At 40.7% G+C, this 20,593-nt stretch carries 27 protein-coding genes and 1 other annotated feature; of the genes, 21 read left to right on the top strand and 6 right to left on the bottom strand.

The window, feature by feature from the left end:
• Nucleotides 1-21: 21 nt before the first annotated feature.
• Genes AB6N04_RS08640 through AB6N04_RS08625 form a run of 4 tightly spaced genes read right to left on the bottom strand, consistent with a single transcriptional unit; the run spans nucleotide 22 to nucleotide 3,571 of the window.
• Nucleotides 22-888 carry a metal ABC transporter permease gene (locus tag AB6N04_RS08640; protein WP_369311468.1) on the bottom strand — a complete coding sequence of 289 codons (867 nt, stop codon included), beginning with the start codon at nucleotides 886-888 and terminating at the stop codon, nucleotides 22-24.
• Nucleotides 881-1,771: a metal ABC transporter permease gene (locus AB6N04_RS08635; protein WP_369311467.1), complete on the bottom strand. Its 891-nt coding sequence runs from the start codon at nucleotides 1,769-1,771 to the stop codon at nucleotides 881-883. The genes AB6N04_RS08640 and AB6N04_RS08635 overlap by 8 nt, the downstream gene beginning before the upstream one ends.
• The gene (locus tag AB6N04_RS08630; protein ID WP_369311466.1) at nucleotides 1,768-2,658 is read right to left on the bottom strand and encodes a manganese/iron ABC transporter ATP-binding protein; all 891 of its coding nucleotides are present in this window, start codon (nucleotides 2,656-2,658) and stop codon (nucleotides 1,768-1,770) included. Before AB6N04_RS08630 ends, AB6N04_RS08635 begins: the two co-directional genes overlap by 4 nt.
• Nucleotide 2,659: 1 nt before the next feature.
• Entirely contained in the window at nucleotides 2,660-3,571 is a 912-nt protein-coding gene (locus tag AB6N04_RS08625) for a metal ABC transporter substrate-binding protein (protein WP_369311465.1), read from the bottom strand.
• A gap of 282 nt (nucleotides 3,572-3,853) precedes the next feature.
• On the opposite strand from AB6N04_RS08625, the gene AB6N04_RS08620 reads away from it, so the two are divergent.
• A complete protein-coding gene (locus AB6N04_RS08620; RefSeq protein ID WP_369311464.1) occupies nucleotides 3,854-4,513 on the top strand; it encodes a transglycosylase SLT domain-containing protein in 660 nt (219 codons plus the stop codon).
• Here the strand turns inward: AB6N04_RS08620 and AB6N04_RS08615 are convergent.
• Complete coding sequence (locus AB6N04_RS08615) at nucleotides 4,507-5,211, bottom strand: MarC family NAAT transporter (RefSeq protein ID WP_369311463.1); 705 nt, start codon at nucleotides 5,209-5,211, stop codon at nucleotides 4,507-4,509. The two genes, AB6N04_RS08620 and AB6N04_RS08615, sit on opposite strands and share 7 nt — an antisense overlap.
• A 697-nt stretch (nucleotides 5,212-5,908) precedes the next feature.
• Here AB6N04_RS08615 and AB6N04_RS08610 point away from each other — a divergent pair.
• From AB6N04_RS08610 to ihfA, 18 genes are all read left to right on the top strand, one after another.
• Nucleotides 5,909-6,307, top strand: a complete 399-nt coding sequence (locus AB6N04_RS08610) for a hypothetical protein (protein ID WP_369311462.1) — start codon at nucleotides 5,909-5,911, stop codon at nucleotides 6,305-6,307.
• 98 nt (nucleotides 6,308-6,405) lie between these two features.
• Nucleotides 6,406-6,855 (top strand): isoprenylcysteine carboxylmethyltransferase family protein, encoded by a 450-nt coding sequence (locus AB6N04_RS08605; protein WP_369311461.1) that lies wholly within the window; start codon nucleotides 6,406-6,408, stop codon nucleotides 6,853-6,855.
• A 117-nt stretch (nucleotides 6,856-6,972) separates the two neighbouring features.
• Nucleotides 6,973-7,368: a hypothetical protein gene (locus AB6N04_RS08600; protein ID WP_369311460.1), complete on the top strand. Its 396-nt coding sequence runs from the start codon at nucleotides 6,973-6,975 to the stop codon at nucleotides 7,366-7,368.
• Between the two features lie 10 nt (nucleotides 7,369-7,378).
• On the top strand, nucleotides 7,379-7,612 hold the full coding sequence (locus tag AB6N04_RS08595; protein ID WP_369311459.1) for a hypothetical protein: 234 nt from the start codon (nucleotides 7,379-7,381) through the stop codon (nucleotides 7,610-7,612).
• Nucleotides 7,600-7,749: a hypothetical protein gene (locus tag AB6N04_RS08590; protein WP_369311458.1), complete on the top strand. Its 150-nt coding sequence runs from the start codon at nucleotides 7,600-7,602 to the stop codon at nucleotides 7,747-7,749. Before AB6N04_RS08595 ends, AB6N04_RS08590 begins: the two co-directional genes overlap by 13 nt.
• A gap of 82 nt (nucleotides 7,750-7,831) precedes the next feature.
• The gene (locus AB6N04_RS08585) at nucleotides 7,832-8,107 is read left to right on the top strand and encodes a hypothetical protein (RefSeq protein ID WP_369311457.1); all 276 of its coding nucleotides are present in this window, start codon (nucleotides 7,832-7,834) and stop codon (nucleotides 8,105-8,107) included.
• A 107-nt stretch (nucleotides 8,108-8,214) separates the two neighbouring features.
• The gene (locus tag AB6N04_RS08580) at nucleotides 8,215-8,691 is read left to right on the top strand and encodes a tetratricopeptide repeat protein (protein WP_369311456.1); all 477 of its coding nucleotides are present in this window, start codon (nucleotides 8,215-8,217) and stop codon (nucleotides 8,689-8,691) included.
• A complete protein-coding gene (locus AB6N04_RS08575) occupies nucleotides 8,621-8,935 on the top strand; it encodes a DUF1983 domain-containing protein (RefSeq protein WP_369311455.1) in 315 nt (104 codons plus the stop codon). The genes AB6N04_RS08580 and AB6N04_RS08575 overlap by 71 nt, the downstream gene beginning before the upstream one ends.
• Nucleotides 8,936-8,945: 10 nt before the next feature.
• A complete protein-coding gene (locus AB6N04_RS08570; RefSeq protein WP_369311454.1) occupies nucleotides 8,946-9,158 on the top strand; it encodes a hypothetical protein in 213 nt (70 codons plus the stop codon).
• A gap of 187 nt (nucleotides 9,159-9,345) precedes the next feature.
• Nucleotides 9,346-11,274, top strand: a complete 1,929-nt coding sequence (gene thrS / locus AB6N04_RS08565; RefSeq protein WP_369311453.1) for a threonine--tRNA ligase — start codon at nucleotides 9,346-9,348, stop codon at nucleotides 11,272-11,274.
• A gap of 3 nt (nucleotides 11,275-11,277) precedes the next feature.
• The gene (gene infC / locus AB6N04_RS08560) at nucleotides 11,278-11,817 is read left to right on the top strand and encodes a translation initiation factor IF-3 (protein WP_206084385.1); all 540 of its coding nucleotides are present in this window, start codon (nucleotides 11,278-11,280) and stop codon (nucleotides 11,815-11,817) included.
• A gap of 371 nt (nucleotides 11,818-12,188) precedes the next feature.
• Nucleotides 12,189-12,728 (top strand): translation initiation factor IF-3, encoded by a 540-nt coding sequence (gene infC / locus AB6N04_RS08555; protein WP_369312049.1) that lies wholly within the window; start codon nucleotides 12,189-12,191, stop codon nucleotides 12,726-12,728.
• Between the two features lie 95 nt (nucleotides 12,729-12,823).
• Nucleotides 12,824-13,021 (top strand): 50S ribosomal protein L35, encoded by a 198-nt coding sequence (gene rpmI, locus AB6N04_RS08550; RefSeq protein ID WP_004263702.1) that lies wholly within the window; start codon nucleotides 12,824-12,826, stop codon nucleotides 13,019-13,021.
• 45 nt (nucleotides 13,022-13,066) lie between these two features.
• The gene (gene rplT, locus AB6N04_RS08545; RefSeq protein ID WP_004263714.1) at nucleotides 13,067-13,423 is read left to right on the top strand and encodes a 50S ribosomal protein L20; all 357 of its coding nucleotides are present in this window, start codon (nucleotides 13,067-13,069) and stop codon (nucleotides 13,421-13,423) included.
• Between the two features lie 88 nt (nucleotides 13,424-13,511).
• Nucleotides 13,512-13,639 (top strand) — a sequence feature (Phe leader region).
• Nucleotides 13,518-13,562, top strand: a complete 45-nt coding sequence (gene pheM, locus AB6N04_RS08540) for a pheST operon leader peptide PheM (RefSeq protein WP_369312047.1) — start codon at nucleotides 13,518-13,520, stop codon at nucleotides 13,560-13,562. (Overlaps the previous feature by 45 nt.)
• 121 nt (nucleotides 13,640-13,760) lie before the next feature.
• Nucleotides 13,761-14,744, top strand: a complete 984-nt coding sequence (gene pheS / locus AB6N04_RS08535) for a phenylalanine--tRNA ligase subunit alpha (protein ID WP_048606990.1) — start codon at nucleotides 13,761-13,763, stop codon at nucleotides 14,742-14,744.
• Between the two features lie 14 nt (nucleotides 14,745-14,758).
• Nucleotides 14,759-17,146: a phenylalanine--tRNA ligase subunit beta gene (pheT, locus tag AB6N04_RS08530; RefSeq protein ID WP_369311452.1), complete on the top strand. Its 2,388-nt coding sequence runs from the start codon at nucleotides 14,759-14,761 to the stop codon at nucleotides 17,144-17,146.
• Between the two features lie 4 nt (nucleotides 17,147-17,150).
• Complete coding sequence (gene ihfA / locus AB6N04_RS08525) at nucleotides 17,151-17,447, top strand: integration host factor subunit alpha (RefSeq protein ID WP_004263721.1); 297 nt, start codon at nucleotides 17,151-17,153, stop codon at nucleotides 17,445-17,447.
• Nucleotides 17,448-17,517: 70 nt separating this feature from the next.
• Here the strand turns inward: ihfA and AB6N04_RS08520 are convergent, their stop codons facing one another.
• Complete coding sequence (locus tag AB6N04_RS08520) at nucleotides 17,518-18,675, bottom strand: hypothetical protein (protein WP_369311451.1); 1,158 nt, start codon at nucleotides 18,673-18,675, stop codon at nucleotides 17,518-17,520.
• Nucleotides 18,676-18,791: 116 nt separating this feature from the next.
• Between AB6N04_RS08520 and btuC the strand changes: the two genes are divergently transcribed.
• Nucleotides 18,792-19,793 (top strand): vitamin B12 ABC transporter permease BtuC, encoded by a 1,002-nt coding sequence (gene btuC / locus AB6N04_RS08515; protein ID WP_369311450.1) that lies wholly within the window; start codon nucleotides 18,792-18,794, stop codon nucleotides 19,791-19,793.
• A 5-nt stretch (nucleotides 19,794-19,798) separates the two neighbouring features.
• Nucleotides 19,799-20,566 (top strand): vitamin B12 ABC transporter ATP-binding protein BtuD, encoded by a 768-nt coding sequence (gene btuD / locus AB6N04_RS08510; RefSeq protein WP_369311449.1) that lies wholly within the window; start codon nucleotides 19,799-19,801, stop codon nucleotides 20,564-20,566.
• Nucleotides 20,567-20,593: the final 27 nt, after the last annotated feature.

Here is a 20,593-nt window from a genome sequence, read left to right as displayed (position 1 = left end):
GATAAAAATGCGGCTAGTTTATTAAGCGGTATGCATACTTTGTGGATTAATCTGGTTCCGTTTGCGCGCCAACACCCACTTGCTATAGATTAACGCAATAACAAAATAAACAGCTTGAGTGACAACGATGGTTGGCCCTGTAGTTGCATTAATGTGAAAGCTAAGAATGGTACCAATCACACTTGAGGTGACCGATGCAATAATGGCAACCAAGAGCATTTTGCCAAAACTACGACAGAGAACAAACGCAATAATCCCTGGTGAAATTAGCATGGCAATGACAAGTATGATCCCAACGGCTTGTAATGATGCCACAATGGTTAAAGCCAGTAGTGACAGCAGCCCATAGTGAAGTAACTTAACGGGTAAACCAATTACACGTGCTTGATTTGGGTCGAAGCAATACAACATAAAGTCTTTTCGCTTCAGTAAAATAATCGCAATAGTGATCCCCGCGAACAGCAAAATTTGCTTAAACTCGTTGTCGGTGATCCCTAAAATATCGCCAAATAAAATGTGTGTGAGATGTTGCTCTGTATCGATTTTGGCAAACATGACTAAACCGATAGCAAACATCCCTGAAAATACAATCCCCATGACGGTATCTTCTTTTATCCGGCTATTTTCTTTGAGATACCCCGTAGCGACAGCACAAAATAGCCCTGATGCGAATGCGCCAATCGCTAAAGGAATACCAAGTAATGAGGCAATAATGATCCCCGGTAAGACTGCATGGGAAATCGCATCCCCCATGAGGGACCAACCTTTTAGAACCAAAAAACAAGACAAAATCGCGCATACAGTACCCGTTACGATGGCGGTGATCAGTGCCTTTTGCATAAAAGGAAACGCAAAGGGAGCCATCAATAAGTCAATGAAATCACTCATGGGATGCTCCTTGTTGGTGTGACTGCTGCAACTGAGCAACGTCTTTTTTGCCTTTACGGCGTGAGGCAAAAAAACCGTGTTTCGGTGCAAAGAAGAAAGCCAATAAGAAAATAATGGTCTGTAACGTCACGATCAGTCCACCCGTTGCACCATTTAGGTAGTAGCTGATATAGGCCCCAACAGCGCTAGTCACCGTACCAATGCTAACAGAGATGACTAATAATCGCTTAAATTGGTCGGTCAATAAATATGCGGTGGCGCCAGGCGTCACGACCATTGCAATAACTAAAATCGCACCAACAGTTTGCAATGCTGCAACGGTACATGCGCTTAATAACGTAAAGAAAATGATTTTTAAGCGTAATGGATTCAAACCAATTGACCGCGCGTGGCTCTCATCGAAAAAGACCGCTAATAGATCTTTCCATAAGCATAATAAAACGATAAATGTCACACCGATAATAATTTCGACTTGAAGGACATCCGCATCCGCAATACCTAAAATATTACCGAAGATAATACTTTGTACATTCACGGAAGTGGGATTTAGTGAAACAATTAATAGGCCCGCAGCAAAGAAAGTGGAAAAGATAAAGCCAATAACGGCATCTTCACGCAGGCGAGTTAAATGTTTTATTAATGTCATGGCAAATGCAGCGAGGATCCCGGTAAAAAAAGCCCCCGCAGCATAAGGTAACCCCAAAGCATAAGCCCCAGCGACGCCAGGTACGACGGAGTGGGAAAGGGCGTCCCCCATTAATGACCAGCCTTTTAACATTAAATACGCCGATAAAAACGCACAGACAGCACCGACAATGGCGCTCACCCAAATGGCTTTTATCATAAAATCGTATTTAAAGGGCTCTAATAACAAATCAATCATTCTTCACCCTTAGGCTGATTTTTTCTCACTGGTGCATCGTGGTCATGACCATAGAAAACGGCAGCTCTTTCATCATCAGTAATCACCGTAATGGAACGTGGATCATCATCGTCATGCAGTTCTTGCCCTGACAGATTAATGTGGCGCAAAACACCCCCAAAGGCTTTCTGAAGATTTTTTTGTGTAAAAGTCGTTTCAGTTGGTCCACTGGCTAATACGGTACGGTTAATCAAAATAACGTGGTCGCAAAACTCAGGAACGCTTCCTAAGTTATGGGTGGAAACCAAAATGAGATGACCTTCATCACGCAAGCTGCGAAGTAGGTCAATGATGGCATTCTCTGTTTTCACGTCAACGCCCGTAAAAGGCTCATCTAAAAGTAAAACTCTGCCTTGTTGGGCAAGGGCGCGTGCTAAAAACACCCGTTTTTTCTGGCCACCAGAAAGCTCACCGATTTGCCGGTGTTCAAGACCTGCAAGATCTACACGCTTGAGTGCCATTTTTACCGCGTCTTTGTCCTCTTTTTTAGGAATACGGAAAAAACCCATTTTTCCATAACGTCCCATCATGACAACATCGGATACCAAAACAGGGAAGTTCCAGTCAACTTCCTCTGTTTGAGGAACATAGGCGATAACGTTCTCTTTTAAGGCGGCCTTAATAGGTTGAGCATTTAGTGTGACACTTCCTGCTGATGGGGTGACTAACCCCATAATGGTCTTAAAGAGTGTCGATTTACCACTTCCATTCACACCCACGAGAGCACAAATAGACCCTCCGGTAATAGTAAAACTAGCATCATAAATTGCGGTATGACCGTTGTTGTAAGTTACAGTTGCATTATCAACGACCAAATTTGGGTGCTTAAACTGATTAGAGTGATTCATATTACTGTGAAAATCCTTTCGCTATCGTGTCTACAGTCGTTTTTAACAGGTCGATATAAGTCGGTACGGGACCATCTGCGGTGGACAGTGAATCCACATATAAAACCCCACCATATTTAGCCCCCGTTTCTTTACTGACTTGACGAGCAGGCTTATCCGAAATGGTGCTTTCACTAAAGACCACAGGGATATTATGTTGGCGCACAGTATCAATCACTTTTTTGACTTGCTGTGGGGAACCTTGCTCTTCCGCATTGATTGGCCATAAGTAGACTTCTTTAAAGCCATAATCTTTCGTCAGGTAGCTAAAAGCCCCCTCACTGGACACCAACCAGCGCTCATTTTCTGGAATACGGTTTAAACGTTCACGCAGCGGAGCATCAAGGTCTTCAATTTGCTGTGTGTAATTTTTGGCATTGGTATTATAGATTTCTGCATTTTCCGGATCATATTTAACTAATGCTTGACGAATATTTTCAATATAAATTTTGGCATTGGCAGGTGACATCCATGCATGCGGATTTGGGTTATCTTTATATTCCCCTTCGCGAATTGGCATCGGCTCAATGCCTTCGGTAACAACGACCGCAGGGACATTTTTAAAGTTTTCAAAGAAACGTTGGAACCAAACTTCTAAATTCATACCATTCCATAGGATTAAATCGGCATCATAAGCCTTCATAATATCTTTCGGCGTGGGTTGATATCCGTGAATTTCAGCCCCTGGTTTGGTAATTGACTCGACAATTGCCGCATCTCCGGCTACATTTTGAGCAATATCTTGAATAATGGTAAATGTTGTGACCACTTTAAACTTTTTAGCGAACGCCGGTTGGCTAATAAACAGCATTGCAACTAATGCAAATGCTGTGGTAAGTAGAGGTGCAGATAATCGAAATAAATTTTTCTTCATAAAAGTTGACCCTGACATTTTTTGGCTTAGCATTTTTAACTGTATGGTTGTTAAGGTTTATTACAACTTCACTTTATATCTCAAACGATAATGATTATCAATATCGTTTATGAAAAAATTATAAAAAGTGGGGAATTGTAGGTATAGCGACTATGATTTTTTATTACTCATTATTAATTTGTAGACTAAAACATGTCCTGAAGTAAAAGTTAAGTAAAAATTATTTTATTTTTCTTAGGATTAGTTATTCTCCCAGAGGCTTTGATAGCAGAGGATACAATAGTGAAAAAAATAATCAGCGGTGCTTTTGTGCTACTGTTACTTGCCGGTTGCTCCAGTGAGCCAGATAGGCAAACAACAAAAACGCGGATGTTAGATAATGGAAATACTTTACCAGCGATAGCACAAAATACCACGTTTCCACGCACACCTTTTGATGAGTTTATTCGTGACTCTGCTGCGCGCTACAGTGTTGATGAAACCCTTATTAGGGCAATTATTGAAGTTGAGTCTAATTTTAGGCCTGAAGTGGTGAGCAAATCGAATGCCATTGGTTTGATGCAAATTAAAGCGTCGACAGCAGGGCGCGATGCTTATCGTTTCCAAGGTAAATCAGGGGAACCCAGTTCCAGTGATTTAAAAGATCCGCAAAAAAATATTGATATTGGTACGGCCTACATTCGGATTTTGCGTGATCAACACCTTGCAGGGATCACCCATCCCCAAACAATGTATTATGCAACTGTGGTTGCATATGTGAATGGTGCAGGGGCATTGCTAAGGACTTTTGATAATGATAAAGGTAAGGCAATAGCGATGATCAATAACTTGTCACCTGAAGAGTTTTATCAACATGTACAAGCTAAACACCCAGCACCACAAGCGCCACGTTACTTGTGGAAAGTCAAAAATGCCTACAATGCCTTAGCGATGTCTTATTGATGCTCCATTAACAAATGTGGGAGTTGCGCAATAATTTCAACGATCCCGTTGATGACAAACTGCACTCCCATACAAATTAATAAGAAACCCATCACGCGAGCAATTGCATCAATACCACTATTTCCTAACCATCTCATAATGGAAGTGGCACCTCGTAACCCAACCCAGACAATCATGCTTGCCAATAAAAAAGTAATGATAGGGGCGACATTGAGCACCCATGGAGCGAACGTCACATTACCTTGCAAAGATGCTGTTGAACTGATAATCATCGCAATTGTCCCAGGTCCCGCAGTGCTTGGCATCGCTAAGGGAACAAAGGCGATATTGGGTGATCCTTGGCGTTTTTTGGAAACATTCGGGTCATCTAATGGCGTTGTTGGTGCGTCATCCGATGGGTCATGATTTGGAAATAGCATGCCAAAACCAATAAAAGCAACAATTAACCCACCCGCGATACGTAAACCGGGTATTGATATGCCAAATGTGTTCATCACGAGCTGTCCCGCATAAAACGCAATAGTCATTATGGCGAAAACATAAATCGAGGCGAGAAAGGCTTGATGATTGCGCTGCTCTTTAGTCATATTTGCTGAAATGCTCAGCATGACTGCAATTGCTGTTAAGGGATTAGCAAGAGGGAGGAGCAAAACAAGACCAATACCAACGGCTTGAAACAGTTCTAGGAAATTTGTCATAGTAGTTAAATCCAAGCTCCTATAAATGTAAGTAAGTTTCCCTATCTTAAATAATAACGAAAATTGTTATTGTTCTGTATTTTAGCATGTTTAATTAGGTTAATGTTTTATTATTCAATAGGAGTTAATGCGATAAATATGAGCGGGAAGTGCACACTATAATTCATTACTGAAAAGATAGAGTTGTTCACATTAACTGTGGATAACTGCCCTGTTCGTTTGTGAATAACCCATATTAATGCTTTAATTACAGATGGATAGGTTCTTGCGCTAAAAGTATGCAATTTTGATAGGCAAAAAAAACCTTCTTATAAGGGGTATAAAAAGGTTAAGGGCATCTATTAACTGGTTGTCTAATGTTGATATGTTCTAAATTATATTCTTTGTAATGTGATTTACTGATAACTTATGTAAATTCATTAAAAGGTATTTTTTGACATAGTAAGGGAGAAAAATAATAGGTTAAGTGGAATTAATCATCTCATTTTGGCTGTGACGCATCTAGAAAAAAGTATCTATTTTTGCCAAATTTTATAAGCGGCTCGCTTAAATGGTTTAAATAAACCTGAAAGTGAAGTTTCTTTAAATAGCCGAAAATCGCTAGAGTTTTCTTTACAAAGTATTTTTAATTTTAAAAATTGCTTTACGCACAGTTGTATATCCTATGCTCAGGTGATTTTGAATCGTAGGATTGGGTATGAAAAAGCTGATAGCGACGTTTGCTGGGGCATCAATGTTATTTATTTTAGCTATCGCGATAATGCTGATTGTTTTTCCTATGCAATGGAAACAAAGTATTTACCCTAGTTTGGCACAACTGCTCCCTGAATCACTAAGTACGGTATTACCCCAAGGGCTTGTCAGTAACAATGTTTGCGATAGCTTAGAAAACAATCTAAAAAGTTTTGCAGATTATTTAAAAGTAAATCAGGACATTGTGGATATAAAAGGAATGAATAGCCTAGATGAGCAATTAGCTAATATACAAGCTAGGGTGGATTCAATGCCTTCAGATGTCCGTAATTTGGTGTGCCAGCAGGAGTACAGCAAATTAGAAGGTTTAAAAAGTGTATTCTCTTTAGGGCACAGTAATTAATTATTGAAGCTGTTAATTCACCTTTCATACATAGTATCAAGTTCCTGTATTGTTTTATGATATGCTAATTAACCTCATTTTGAGTTTAAGGTAGCATAATGAGAATTTTAAAATATCCATTATTAAACTGGCTAGTTGCTAATAGTCTGGCCGTTTATTTTCTATTCAAACACGATGCTTTTATATGGCAGTTTTCGGGGTGGATGGGGCTTCTTGGCATTTTAGTTGCCCTCGAAAGTGTTAGTTGGATTGCCGCTAGTTTATTTTATTTTTATAAACATAAGACCTCACCAAATCCAAACGTTCGAGCAACTTCCCTTGTCACTAATGGGCCTTATCGGCTATCTCGAAACCCGATGTATTTAGCATTTACTTCCATGAGCCTAGCATTCGCTTTTTTTACACATTCACCTTACTTTTTAGTGTCAGGGTTAGTTTTTTGGCTGATGACTGATCTGTATACCATTCCACAAGAAGAGCGCTTTTTAGCGGTAACATTCAGTGAAGAGTGGGAACGCTATCGCAAACAAACACGGCGTTGGCTATAAATTGATATTAATGAGATGTATTCTCAAAATTATTACACCAACCCGTAACGAACTCTGCTACCACATGGGCAGGGTTCGCTATAAGTTGCGCTGTGGGAAATTGAAGTAGAAGGATTTATGGCTGTTTCATGTCCCAACGTTATAAAGTCGCAGATAAAAGATCTGGGTAAATTTTTTTTACATGTTATATTTTTTCCATTAATTACAATTTGGATGTTCTGGAAAGTACATCTGGCTAGTAAAAAAGAAATACTTGAAGACTTAGTTCGGTACAGGTCAAAAGGTGACGTTTTATATAAAGACTTATACGATGTATCTACATCAGCGTTAAGGCTAATGTCAGAGATTGAGCAAAGACTAAAGCAGCTTGGCACTGAAGAAGATCGAGTGCTTATAGAAAAAATCAATCAATTTGCTGAGAAAGTTATGGAGGCAACTGTTCACTCTAATGAATATGCTGATTCATTACTAAAAGATTATGGACAAGCATTGAAGAAAATCGGCAAGAGTTGAGGGATGGTGGATGACTGATTCTGTTAATAAAGCTCTTGACGGGTTTGATAGATTGATTCATGTAAAGGAATCAAACTTTGCTGAGATGGATGCAGACCAACAAAAAGAAATGTCTAGAGCAGATAATGAAGCCAGAGGGAAGCTAACGACATTTTTTATCCGAGGTTTTTTCTTTCAATTGCGGGTGGCTGTATCTTTGTTCTTTTTTATAATTATTGTGCGGTTTTATGGATGGAGTCATTGAGTGAAAAAGGAATGGTCGAGGCAGCAAGTAAGGTTTCTTTGCTTGAGCTAGATAAAGTTTTATCAATCATTATAAGCGCCCTCGGCACATCGTTAGGTTTTATCATAGGTTATTACTTTAAAGAAAAGAAAGGCTAACAACCCACTCCGGTGGGTTTTTTATTGCCTAAGATTTGCATATATCCTAGTATTTATGTACTTAACTTAAATATGGTGATGTATGAAAAAGGGAATTATAGCAATAACACTGATTTTAATTAGTACGTTTACTTTTGCTTCCTCAGATAGATACACTGATTATCTAGATAGAAGGGATGCAATATGTGAAAAAAGCTCAGAGCCAGATGAGTGTGAGGATGAGCTAAATCAATTAATGCAGTCAGTTTTGTTTTTAGATGGTGCCATGCTTGCGAAATGCTCAGAAGAGGAAGAAAGCGGTTCATTGTCTAAAGAGTGTCGAAGATTCGCTAGTTTTTGGATGGGGCTAACTAAGTAGCATTATGAAAGATAAGAAGATGAACCTGCCGAAGCAGGTTTTTTGTTTGCTTCAATTTGCACTCCCGCTAAGCTAACATTACTGAAACTAATTGATGGGATGGTGAGATGAAAAGAGTACTAATGATAGGGATATTGACTTCACTTTTATCCGGATGTTACGAGTCTGAGGTATCCTGTGATGTAAGCGATAAGTTGCTATGCTTTTATGCTGAGAACGGCATTACAAAATCTCAAATAGAGTTGGCTGCAATATATTATGAGGGAGATTATAGCGAACCAGATTATAACAAGGCATTTTATTGGGGTGAAAAAGCGGCTTTAAGTGGAAATGTTGACGCTCAGACAATGATTGGTGAAATGTATTATCGTGGGAAAGGTGTTGAGCAAGACTATAGTAAGTCATTTCATTGGTTTACCGAGGCAGATAAACAAGGTGATGATTACGCAAAAGAAATGCTAGGAGTCATGTATTATGATGGGCGTGGAGTTGATGAGAATGAAACGCTGGCATATGAATACTTTAAAAAAGCCTGTGAGGCAGGCAGGTCGTTTAGTTGCTCAAGATATAACAATTCAAAATAGCGCTGATACCTTTGGTGTTTTCAATCCATCAAGCGTCAAGTTAGAGCCTGTTTTCTTTGTTGAAAATGGACAAGTGTTTATCAATGAAGCCTTTATCAATGAAGCCGTTATCAATAAAGCAACGATTGAAAAAATCATTGTGGGGAGTGATTTGCGCTCTAAAAACTATGACCCTGTTAAACGGGTAGGCTCAAGAATAGGTATGATCAACGGAATAGTTGAAATTTATTCCTCAAGATCATAAGGGTAAAAACATGGTCCTCATTGATTACGGGGTGAGACCAGACGGTAATATTGAAGTCTTTGTTTTCCACCAACAGAACGCAGGTATGCCAGAACGTTTCCAGAACAAGCGCATTAAGCACTTTGATAAAAAAGGTGTGCCTGTTTACTTCGAAAACTACGAACCGTGTGACGTACCTGAATCGCGCTGGATAATCCCCTCTTTTCTATCGCTAATAATCTAGTCTGTGTTATTATTTCGTTTGAGTTACTTTTAATGTACATAGTAGTTTTGAAGTTTGTGTACATACTTGTGTACATACCTCGCATTGTGAAGCGAGAAATTAAACGTAACGTATTGATTTATAAACTTTGGAATAATCAAGCAAGTGATCTGGCGTGTGGGTCACCACTGCTGATAAGGATTTTTTAATGCCTGTTATTACTCTTCCTGATGGAAGTCAGCGTCAGTTTGACCATCCTGTTTCTGTGATGGACGTGGCTCGCGATATTGGCGCGGGTTTAGCAAAAGCATGTATCGCTGGTCGTATCAATGGTGAACGTGTTGATGCATGTGAAATGATTGAACACGATGCAAACCTGTCCATTATTACGAGTAAAGATGATGACGGACTCGAAATTATTCGTCACTCTTGTGCCCATTTATTAGGGCATGCCATCAAACAATTATGGCCAAACACTAAAATGGCTATTGGTCCTACTATCGATAACGGTTTTTACTATGATATCGATTTAGACCATATGCTGACGCAGGAAGACTTGGAAAAGCTTGAAAAGCGTATGCTTGAGCTTGCCAAAACAGATTATGACGTGGTGAAAAAGCGTGTTTCTTGGGCTGAGGCACGTGAAACATTTGTTGCTCGTGGCGAAGACTATAAAGTCGAAATCTTGGATCAAAATATTAGTCAAGATGACCGCCCTGGTTTATATCATCACCAAGAATATGTGGATATGTGCCGTGGTCCGCACGTTCCGAATATGCGTTTTTGCCACCACTTTAAATTACAAAAAGTGGCAGGTGCCTACTGGCGCGGTAACAGCGACAATAAAATGCTGCAACGTATTTACGGCACAGCATGGGCTGATAAAAAACAATTAGCGGCTTATTTATTACGTTTAGAAGAAGCTGCGAAACGTGACCACCGTAAAATTGGTAAGCAATTAGACTTATACCATATGCAAGAAGAAGCGCCGGGTATGGCATTCTGGCATAACGACGGTTGGACAATTTTCCGCGAACTGGAAACTTTCGTACGTACAAAACTGAAAGAATATAATTATCAGGAAGTGAAAGGGCCATTTATGATGGACCGTGTACTGTGGGAAAAAACCGGTCACTGGGAAAACTACAAAGATGCGATGTTCACAACATCATCTGAAAATCGTGAATATTGTGTTAAACCAATGAATTGCCCAGGTCATGTGCAGATTTTCAACCAAGGTTTGAAATCGTACCGTGATCTACCACTGCGTATGGCCGAATTTGGTAGCTGTCACCGGAATGAACCATCGGGTGCACTGCACGGCTTAATGCGAGTGCGTGGCTTTACTCAGGATGATGCACATATCTTCTGTACTGAAGAGCAAATCTTAAGTGAAGTCACTAGCTGTATTGAAATGATTTATGATGTTTACGCGACTTTCGGTTTCGAAAAAATCGTTGTTAAACTGTCAACTCGCCCTGAAAAACGCATCGGTACTGATGAGATGTGGGATAAGGCAGAGGAAGATTTAGCGAATGCGTTGAAATCAAAAGGTATTGAGTTTGAATATCAACCGGGTGAAGGCGCATTCTATGGCCCGAAAATTGAGTTTACACTGTATGACTGCCTTGACCGTGCATGGCAATGCGGTACTGTTCAGTTAGACTTTTTCTTACCGGGTCGCTTAACGGCTTCCTATGTGGGTGAAAATAACGAACGCATCGTCCCTGTTATGATCCACCGTGCGGTGTTGGGTTCATTAGAACGCTTCATCGGGATCTTGACTGAAGAATATGCGGGTTTCTTCCCAACATGGTTAGCACCACAACAAGTCGTTGTCATGAACATTACTGACGGCCAAGCCGACTATGTTCAAGAATTGGTAAGCAAGCTGCAAAGTGTTGGCATTCGTGCAAAAGCGGACTTACGTAACGAGAAAATCGGCTTTAAGATCCGCGAACACACGCTGCGCCGCGTCCCTTATATGTTAGTCTGTGGTGATAAAGAAGTTGAGTCAGGTAAAGTTGCTGTACGTACCCGTCGTGGTAAAGATTTAGGCAGCATTGATGTCAACGAATTCACCACTGAACTGCTAAAAGAGATCCGCAGTCGTCAACTCAATCAGATGGAGGAATAAGGTATTAAAGGCGGAAAAAAACTCCCAACAGCACGTCCAAATCGTATTAACGAAGAGATCCGTGCGACTGAAATCCGTGTCACTGGTTTAGACGGTGAGCAACTTGGTGTCATGAGCGTGCGAGAAGCACTCTTTAAAGCAGAGGAAGCAGGTGTCGACTTAGTCGAAATCAGCCCAAATGCTGAGCCGCCAGTTTGCCGTATTATGGACTACGGTAAATATCTTTATGAGAAGAGTAAGTCTCAGAAAGAACAGAAGAAAAAACAAAAAGTTGTTCAAGTGAAGGAAATTAAATTCCGACCAGGAACAGATGAAGGAGACTACCAAGTTAAACTGCGTAGTTTAATTCGCTTTTTGGAAGATGGTGACAAAGCTAAAGTTACGCTGCGTTTTCGTGGTCGTGAAATGGCACACCAACAGATTGGTCTGGAAGTGCTTAACCGCATTAAAACTGATCTGGATGAACTGGCTTCAGTGGAGTCTTTCCCTTCAAGAATTGAAGGACGCCAGATGATCATGGTATTGGCACCAAAGAAAAAATAATTAAGCCAGTATGGTAATCGTTAAACAGTGCCCATTTGGGCACTGTTTAACGTATGTTTTCACGCAATGTGAATGAATGTTGTTTACATCTAGACACTGCCCTTTGGGGATAAACTACACGGTTTTACCCTATTTATGACCACAACCCATAGGCAAAAGCCACGTATTCAATTACTTTAGTGTGATTTATTTCAAGATTTACTTGAGTAATCGGCCAAGAAGCATTAGAATCCGCGGTCGAATCATTTGTCGGCTATTTATAAACGCAGGCAAACAAAGAATATTGTATACACGTTAATCTTTAACAAAATAACGGGTGTACTTGCTTGAGAGAATATGCAAATCTCTTTATCCAATTGGAGGAATGAAGTATTAAAGGCGGAAAAAGAATCCCAACAACACGTGCAAATCGTATTAATGATGAAATTCGTGTTCCTGAGGTCCGTTTAACAGGTTTAGACGGTGAACAGCTAGGCATTATGAGCGCGCGTGAAGCGCTTGAAAAAGCTGAAGAAGCAGGTGTAGACCTGGTTGAAATCAGCCCAAATGCTGAACCGCCAGTTTGTCGTATTATGGATTACGGCAAATTCCTTTATGAGAAGAGTAAATCTCAAAAAGAGCAAAAAAAGAAACAAAAAGTTGTTCAGGTGAAGGAAATTAAATTCCGCCCTGGTACAGATGAAGGTGACTATCAGGTCAAACTACGCAACCTGATACGCTTTCTGGAAGATGGTGATAAAGCTAAAGTTACGCTGCGTTTTCGTGGTCGTGAAATGGCTCACCAACAGATTGGTCTGGAAATGCTTAACCGCATTAAAGCTGATCTTGAAGAACTGGCATCTGTGGAATCTTTCCCTTCAAAAATTGAAGGTCGTCAGATGATCATGGTGCTAGGACCGAAGAAGAAATAATTAGGCCTACAAGTAATAGCTATTTATAGCAATATGAAGGTTATTCGCCTAGTTAATTCGTAGTTAATCACAATGCGAAGTTGGAAATTAAAGAAATGCCAAAGATTAAAACTGTACGTGGCGCAGCAAAGCGCTTTAAAAAAACTGCAGGCGGTGGCTTTAAGCGTAAGCATGCAAACCTTCGTCATATCCTGACTAAAAAATCAACTAAGCGTAAACGCCATTTACGTCCGAAAGGAATGGTATCTAAAGGCGATCTGGGTCTGGTAGTTGCTTGCCTGCCTTACGCATAAGTAGACAATTTAGTTAATTAAGATAAAAGACGATAGGAGATAGCTATGGCTCGCGCAAAACGTGGTGTAATCGCACGTGCACGTCACAAAAAAATTCTGAAGCAGGCGAAAGGCTACTATGGTGCACGTTCACGTGTTTACCGCGTAGCGTTTCAAGCGGTAATCAAAGCTGGTCAATACGCTTACCGTGACCGCCGTCAACGTAAACGTCAGTTCCGTCAACTGTGGATCGCGCGTATCAACGCTGCGGCTCGTCAGAACGGTCTGTCTTACAGCCGTTTCATCAATGGCTTGAAAAAAGCTTCAATTGAAATCGACCGTAAGATCTTAGCAGACATCGCAGTTTTCGATAAAGCAGCATTCACTGCTTTAGTTGAAAAAGCGAAAGGCGCTTTAGCTTAATTGTTTGCTTGAAAAGAGGAAGGTAACTTCCTCTTTTCATTTATAGTGTTTTGTGTTACTAATTTAATAATGTTCTTTATTGGAAAGTTATCACATGTATGCTGTTATTTTTCGTTTCTTTTTTTACTTTAGCACCTGAGGTTCGGGGGCTTTTTCGCGTAAATAAAGAAGAAACGAAAAGTTACGCTAAAGCCTCCTTAGGGAGGCTTTTTTGTTTTTAGTTTAAGATTAAATACAGTAAAATCAGTTAAGTACTCATCCATACTTAATGGAGTGGGGGGCTTAATAAATTTAATGAATACTAGCAAAAAGACCAAGTGGTCATAAAGGGGAAACAATGCCACATCTCGCTGAGTTGGTTGCACAGGCAAAAGCAGCCATTGAACAGGCCCAAGATGTTGCTACGTTGGAGTCAGTGCGTGTTGAATTTTTAGGCAAAAGCGGCCATTTCACACTCCAGATGAAAACGTTGCGTGATCTGCCAGCTGACGAACGTCCAGCAGCAGGGGCTGTGATAAATGAAGCTAAGGTACAGGTTCAAGATGCGCTGAACGCGCGTAAAGATGCGATGCAAGCTGAGATCCTTAATGCACGTCTCGCATCTGAAAAAGTTGATGTGTCATTACCTGGGCGTCGTATGGAAAATGGTGGGTTACATCCCGTTACCCGTACAATTCAGCGAATTGAAGAGTTTTTTGGCGAGTTAGGTTTCTCTGTGGAAACGGGGCCTGAAATTGAAGATGATTACCATAACTTTGATGCCCTGAATATTCCAGCTCATCACCCAGCCCGTGCGGATCATGATACCTTTTGGTTTGATGCTAAGCGTTTATTGCGTACCCAAACCTCTGGCGTACAAATCCGTACTATGAACGGCCAGCAACCGCCAATTCGCATTATTGCACCGGGTCGCGTTTATCGTAACGACTATGACCAAACGCATACACCAATGTTCCACCAAACAGAAGGTCTGATTGTTGATAAAGACATTAGCTTTACCAACTTAAAAGGCACATTGCATGATTTTCTGAATAATTTCTTTGAAGAAGAAGTTCAAGTGCGTTTCCGTCCGTCTTATTTCCCGTTCACTGAGCCTTCAGCAGAAGTTGACGTAATGGGTAAGAATGGTAAATGGTTGGAAGTATTGGGGTGCGGAATGGTACACCCGAATGTATTGCGTAATGTTGGCATTGATCCTGAAGTCTATTCTGGGTTTGCATTTGGTATGGGCATGGAGCGTCTGACAATGTTGCGTTACGGTGTTTCTGACCTACGTGCATTCTTCGAAAACGACCTTCGTTTCCTCAAACAGTTTAAATAAGGCGGGTTTATCTCATGAAATTCAGTGAACTCTGGTTACGCGAATGGGTGAACCCGGCGATCAGTAGCGAAGCATTATCAGACCAAATCACCATGGCAGGCCTTGAAGTTGATGGCGTCGAAGGTGTTGCGGGGCAATTTCACGGTGTTGTTGTTGGTGAAGTGGTTGAATGTGGTCAGCATCCAAATGCTGACAAACTGCGCGTGACAAAAGTCAATGTCGGCGGTGAGCGTTTACTTGATATCGTTTGTGGTGCGCCTAACTGCCGTCAAGGCCTCAAAGTTGCCGTTGCAACCGTAGGTGCGGTATTACCGGGTGATTTTAAAATTAAAGCCGCTAAACTACGTGGTGAGCCATCCGAAGGTATGCTGTGCTCCTATTCAGAGCTGGGCATTTCCGATGACCACAGTGGTATTATTGAATTGCCACTTGATGCAACTATTGGTACTGATATCCGGGAATATTTAAAATTGGATGATAATGCGATTGAAATCAGCATTACATCCAATCGTGCAGATTGCTTAAGTATCTTAGGTGTTGCACGTGATGTTGCGGTTATCAATAAATTAGCACTAACTGAACCTGTCATTAATGCAGTTCCAGTAACCACAAAAGACACTTTCCCAATTCGTGTTGAAGCGCCAGAAGCGTGTCCACGATTTGTTGGTCGTGTGATCAAAAATATCGATGTTTCAGCACCAACACCATTATGGATGAAAGAAAAACTGCGCCGTGGCGGTATCCGTTCTATCGATGCGGTAGTTGATATCACCAACTATGTTTTACTGGAAATGGGTCAGCCGCAGCATGCGTATGATTTAGACCGTTTAGACGGTGCAATTATTGCGCGTATGGCAAAAGAAGGTGAAAAGCTGGTGCTGTTAGATGGCAGCGAAGCAACGCTTAAATCAGACACTTTAGTGATTGCAGATGAATCAAAAGCACTCGGTATTGCCGGTATTTTTGGCGGTGAGCACTCAGGTGTGAATACTGAGACAAAAAATATCCTGTTAGAGTGTGCGTTCTTTAATCCGTTATCCATTACGGGGCGTGCACGTAACTATGGTCTGCATACCGATGCATCACACCGTTTTGAACGTGGTGTAGATCCTCAACTGCAATTTAAAGCGATTGAGCGAGCAACCGCGTTGATCGTGGAAATTTGTGGTGGCGAAGTGGGTGAGATTATCGATGTCACTAGCGAAGCGCATTTACCAAAAGCGGCGAATATTAAACTGACACGGCATAAATTAGACCGTCTGATTGGTCATGTGATCGCTGATGATTTAGTCACCGACATTTTAACGCGTTTAGGCTGTAAAGTGACTGCCTCGGAAAACACGTGGGATGTCGTCGCACCAAGCTGGCGATTCGATATGCAAATCGAAGAAGATTTAGTTGAAGAAGTTGCGCGCATTTATGGTTACAACAGCATTCCTGATGTGCCATTACGTGCTGATCTGGTTATGACGGATCACAAAGAAGCCCACTTGCCGCTAAAACGCGTTAAAGCGATGTTAGTTGACCGTGGTTACCAAGAAGCGATTACCTATAGCTTTGTTGACCCGAAAATTCAGGCTTTATTGCATCCAGCACAAGAGGCATTGCTGTTACCAAACCCAATTTCAGCAGATATGTCTGCAATGCGTTTATCGCTACTAACTGGTTTATTGGGTACGGTGGTTTACAATCAAAATCGTCAACAGAACCGAATTCGTTTATTTGAAACAGGTCTACGCTTTATTCCTGATAATCAAGCAGAATATGGAATTCGCCAAGAATCTATGCTCGCAGGTGTGATCACGGGCAATAGATTTGAAGAACATTGGTCATTAGATAAACAAGTTGTTGACTTCTTTGATTTAAAAGGTGATCTTGAAGCTGTTTTTGAATTGACTGGGAAACTAAATCAAATTACATTTAAATCTGAGGCACATCCTGCATTACATCCAGGTCAAAGTGCTGGGATTTATCTGGAAAATGAACATATAGGTTTTATTGGTGTTGTTCATCCAGAATTAGAACGTAAACTCGATTTAAATGGTCGTACGGTGGTGTTTGAGGTTCGTAGTGATGCGATAGCACAACGTGTCATCCCTGAAGCTAAGGCGATTTCACGCTATCCATCGAACCGCCGTGACATCGCTGTGGTCGTGCCTGAAAATGTAGCCGCTGCAGAAGTTTTGGCAGAGTGCAAAAAAGTTGGCATAAATCATATAGTTGGCATAAACTTGTTTGATGTGTATTGTGGTGAAGGGATAGCTGAGGGCTATAAGAGCCTTGCTATCAGTCTCGTCTTCCAAGATACCCAACGTACGATGGAAGAAGAAGAGATTACCGCTACCGTTGATCTGTGTGTTGCTGCGTTAAAACAGCGATTCCAAGCCTCCTTGAGGGACTAAACCTATGGCGCTTACTAAAGCTGAAATGTCAGAAAATTTGTTTGAAAAACTGGGTGTTAGCAAACGTGATGCTAAAGACCTTGTCGAAACTTTCTTTGAAGAGGTTCGCCTTTCCTTAGAAAATGGTGAGCAAGTAAAATTATCTGGATTCGGTAACTTTGATTTACGTGATAAAAATCAACGTCCCGGACGTAACCCAAAAACTGGGGAAGATATTCCAATTACTGCCCGCCGTGTTGTTACTTTCCGCCCAGGGCAAAAATTAAAAAGCCGTGTGGAAAAAGCAACGCCAAAAGAGTAATCATATCAATTGAATTTGGTATAAAAAGACCGCCGTTTAGGCGGTCTTTGTTTTTGACTAAGAAATAGGGTTAAGCGTGATGAAATGGGCTTCTTTCTCGATGGATTAATGCAGCAATATAACTTATAGCTAGCTGGTTGGTTGCTTCCTCCTCGTTGATTGAGAATGGAGTTTTTGTTGTTGATATATTCAGTGAGGAAGTATCCGTTAAATGTGGTGCGAATATAGTGGCTAAATTTTTCACTGACATTCGATGCGTGTCTTCATCATTGGCAATAAGGGCACAGAAGCGGATAACAAGCTGTAAGGCCAATGGAGGGGGAGCCAACCTATCGAGTGCTTTACAGATCCTATTGTCGGTATTTTTTAAAATTGCAGGCGCTTTATTTTTCAATTGCTCATTACTTTTAATTTGCTGAATAATATCTTCTTTGTTTTTTACAGCATCAGCGCATGCTTGTAGGTCATTAAATGAAACGGGGGATTTAAAGTCGATATTGTTGCTTTTTTTCAATAAATCAGCGGCTATCTTTTTAAAGGCGCTCGTTATTGTTGGTAGTGAGTCGTTATGGAGTTGCGATAAAAAATCATGGGCAGAGTCAGGAACATTTATTCTTTCGAGTAGTTGATTGACCTCATTCTTCAGGCCTTCAATACGCAAAGGACCAATACTATTCGTGTATTCTTTATGGGTTAAAATAATGCAGCCTAACCGATTAATCAGATGGTTTTTTTCTCTATCCATATTTGATAAGCCATCATAGTTATCAATCAGCACTGCATTGTTTTTTTGCAGCTTATCGGCTTCATTTTTTCGTAATTTTTCTGCCCGTTGCGCTTTATGTTGGGCTATGACTTGTAATGCAACCTTTCGCGCAGCATCAACGCGTGGATTCCCGGTTAAGCCTTCTTTCGGAATGATTTCATTTTGGGTGGCTGGGATTTTGGCGACACTGTCATCACTAAAGGATATTGTCCTTGTGGGTATCGTTTTGTTTATAGGGGGAATAATAACAAAGCTTTCTTCAGAAAATGCTTTTTTTTTGCCTGCTGAATGTTTGTTCTGGCAACTAAAAAGTAACGAAAAAAAGCTAATAAATGATGGCGTTATCTTTTTTAGAAATGCTTTAAAATTGCTGCCAGTCTTATTTCCCTCTAGGTTAGCCTCATTTGTGCTGTATGGGGAGAGTTGTGGTTTTGGTTGATTGTTAATTGGGTTTTGTGCCATGTTAACACCTTCATATAGTTAGAATAAAAATTGGCAGTAGTTTAAAATTTTCCTTGTGCTCTCTCTTATAGAAAACGAGCTTGTTTTTTCATCGACTAATAAGCACTATAAATGCCATGCACTTTTCATTAAAACAGCTACAGAAACAACAAAATAAATCTGATATCCGCGTGATGGCTTTCTTACTTTTTTCCCTTTGCATTGTTGGGGGAGTGTCTCTGTGTGCTGGCGAAACATGGTACTGGCCTAATCAATGGATGGATGACGCAGCCCGGCTGTTTGTCTGGCAAATTCGTTTGCCAAGAATGCTTGCAGTGATCGTGGTGGGCGCGGGGTTGGCGGTAACCGGGGCGATTATGCAGGCCTTATTTGAAAATCCTCTCGCGGAGCCTGGGTTATTAGGGATCAGTAATGGTGCTGGCGTTGCGGTAGTATTCACCGTGTTAATGTCATCGGGTGTTACACATTATGGAGTATTAAGTGCCAGTGCGATTATTGGGGCTTTGTTACTTACATCGTTATTACTCTATTTTGCTAAGCGCAAAAACCTAAATAATGCCAGTTTATTACTCGTTGGTGTGGCTCTCGGTGTGTTGAGTGGCGCTTGTATGACATGGATGGTGTATATGAGCAGCAACCTCGATTTGCGCCAATTGTTATATTGGATGATGGGGAGCTTTAGTGGCGTTGATTGGCGACAAATGAGTTTAGTCGTCGTTTGTATACCCTTTTTAGTTTGGGTGACTTACCAAGGAAACGTATTAAATTACCTGTCTCTCGGCGCCCTCCAAGCTTATCAATTAGGTATATCAGTACATAAATGGCGTATTATTCTGATTATTATTAGTGGTGTCTTAATTGGTTTGAGTGTCGCTATTGCTGGGGCTATCAGTTTTATTGGCTTAGTGATCCCCCATATTTTGCGGTTAAGTGGTTTAACCAATAATCGTTTGTTAATACCCGCATGCGCTATAGCTGGAGCATTAGGTCTATTATTGGCAGATCTATTATCACGGCTATTAATGGCGAATGCAGAAATCCCGATTGGTGTTATTACCGCCACATTAGGCGCACCAGTATTTATTCTGTTACTTATTCGCCATCAACAAAGGCGGTAAAACGAATGCATACTCAGATGATTATTGATATTAAAAATATTAGCGCAGAAAACCGCCTAATAAATTTTACTGAGCGAGTGTATGCGGGTGAACAAATTCATCTTTTAGGGGCTAATGGTGCTGGTAAAAGTACGTTACTTTCTGCGTTAAGTGGTTACCTTCCCGTTAAAGGCGAAATTTGCTTCAATGGAGAAAATATTGATGATTGTTCTATTGCACAGTTAGCTAAAAAGCGGGCTTATTTCGCTCAGCTTGCGAGTAATACCCCGATCTTAAAAGTTTTTCAATATTTCGAGCTATTTCTTTCATCATCAGCGGTTGCTGCGGATATTTTTGAACGATTATGTCGTGACTTTCAATTGTCTGCACTTTTACATAAAGGGATTTACCAACTTTCTGGGGGAGAATGGCAGCGTGTAAGGGTTTGTGCGGTATTTTTACAACTGTGGAGTGAAAACGATTTAACGGGGAAAATTATTTTATTTGATGAACCGATGAATAATTTGGATATTGTTCAACAGGCAATGTTAGATAAATGGATTAAATATTTTTGTGATTGCCTAGGAACCGTTATAATGAGTGGGCATGACCTAGATCATTCCTATAAAAATGCATCGCGAATTTGGCTATTAGAGCAAGGGCAATTATTTGCTTCAGGAAAACCCACTGATGTGATGACGGAAAATAATTTATCTGGCATTTATAAAACGGAAATTAAGCTAAGTCAGAATACATCCTATAGACAATGGCACATTATAAATTTTGACGATTAGCCAAAAAGTTGTTTTAATCACTCGTTT

The organism is Providencia rettgeri, from assembly GCF_041075285.1.
Taxonomy (GTDB): Bacteria; Pseudomonadota; Gammaproteobacteria; order Enterobacterales; family Enterobacteriaceae; genus Providencia; species Providencia rettgeri_G.
The sequence above is the reverse complement of the archived record's forward strand: the minus strand, read 5'-3'. Positions and strand labels throughout refer to the sequence as shown.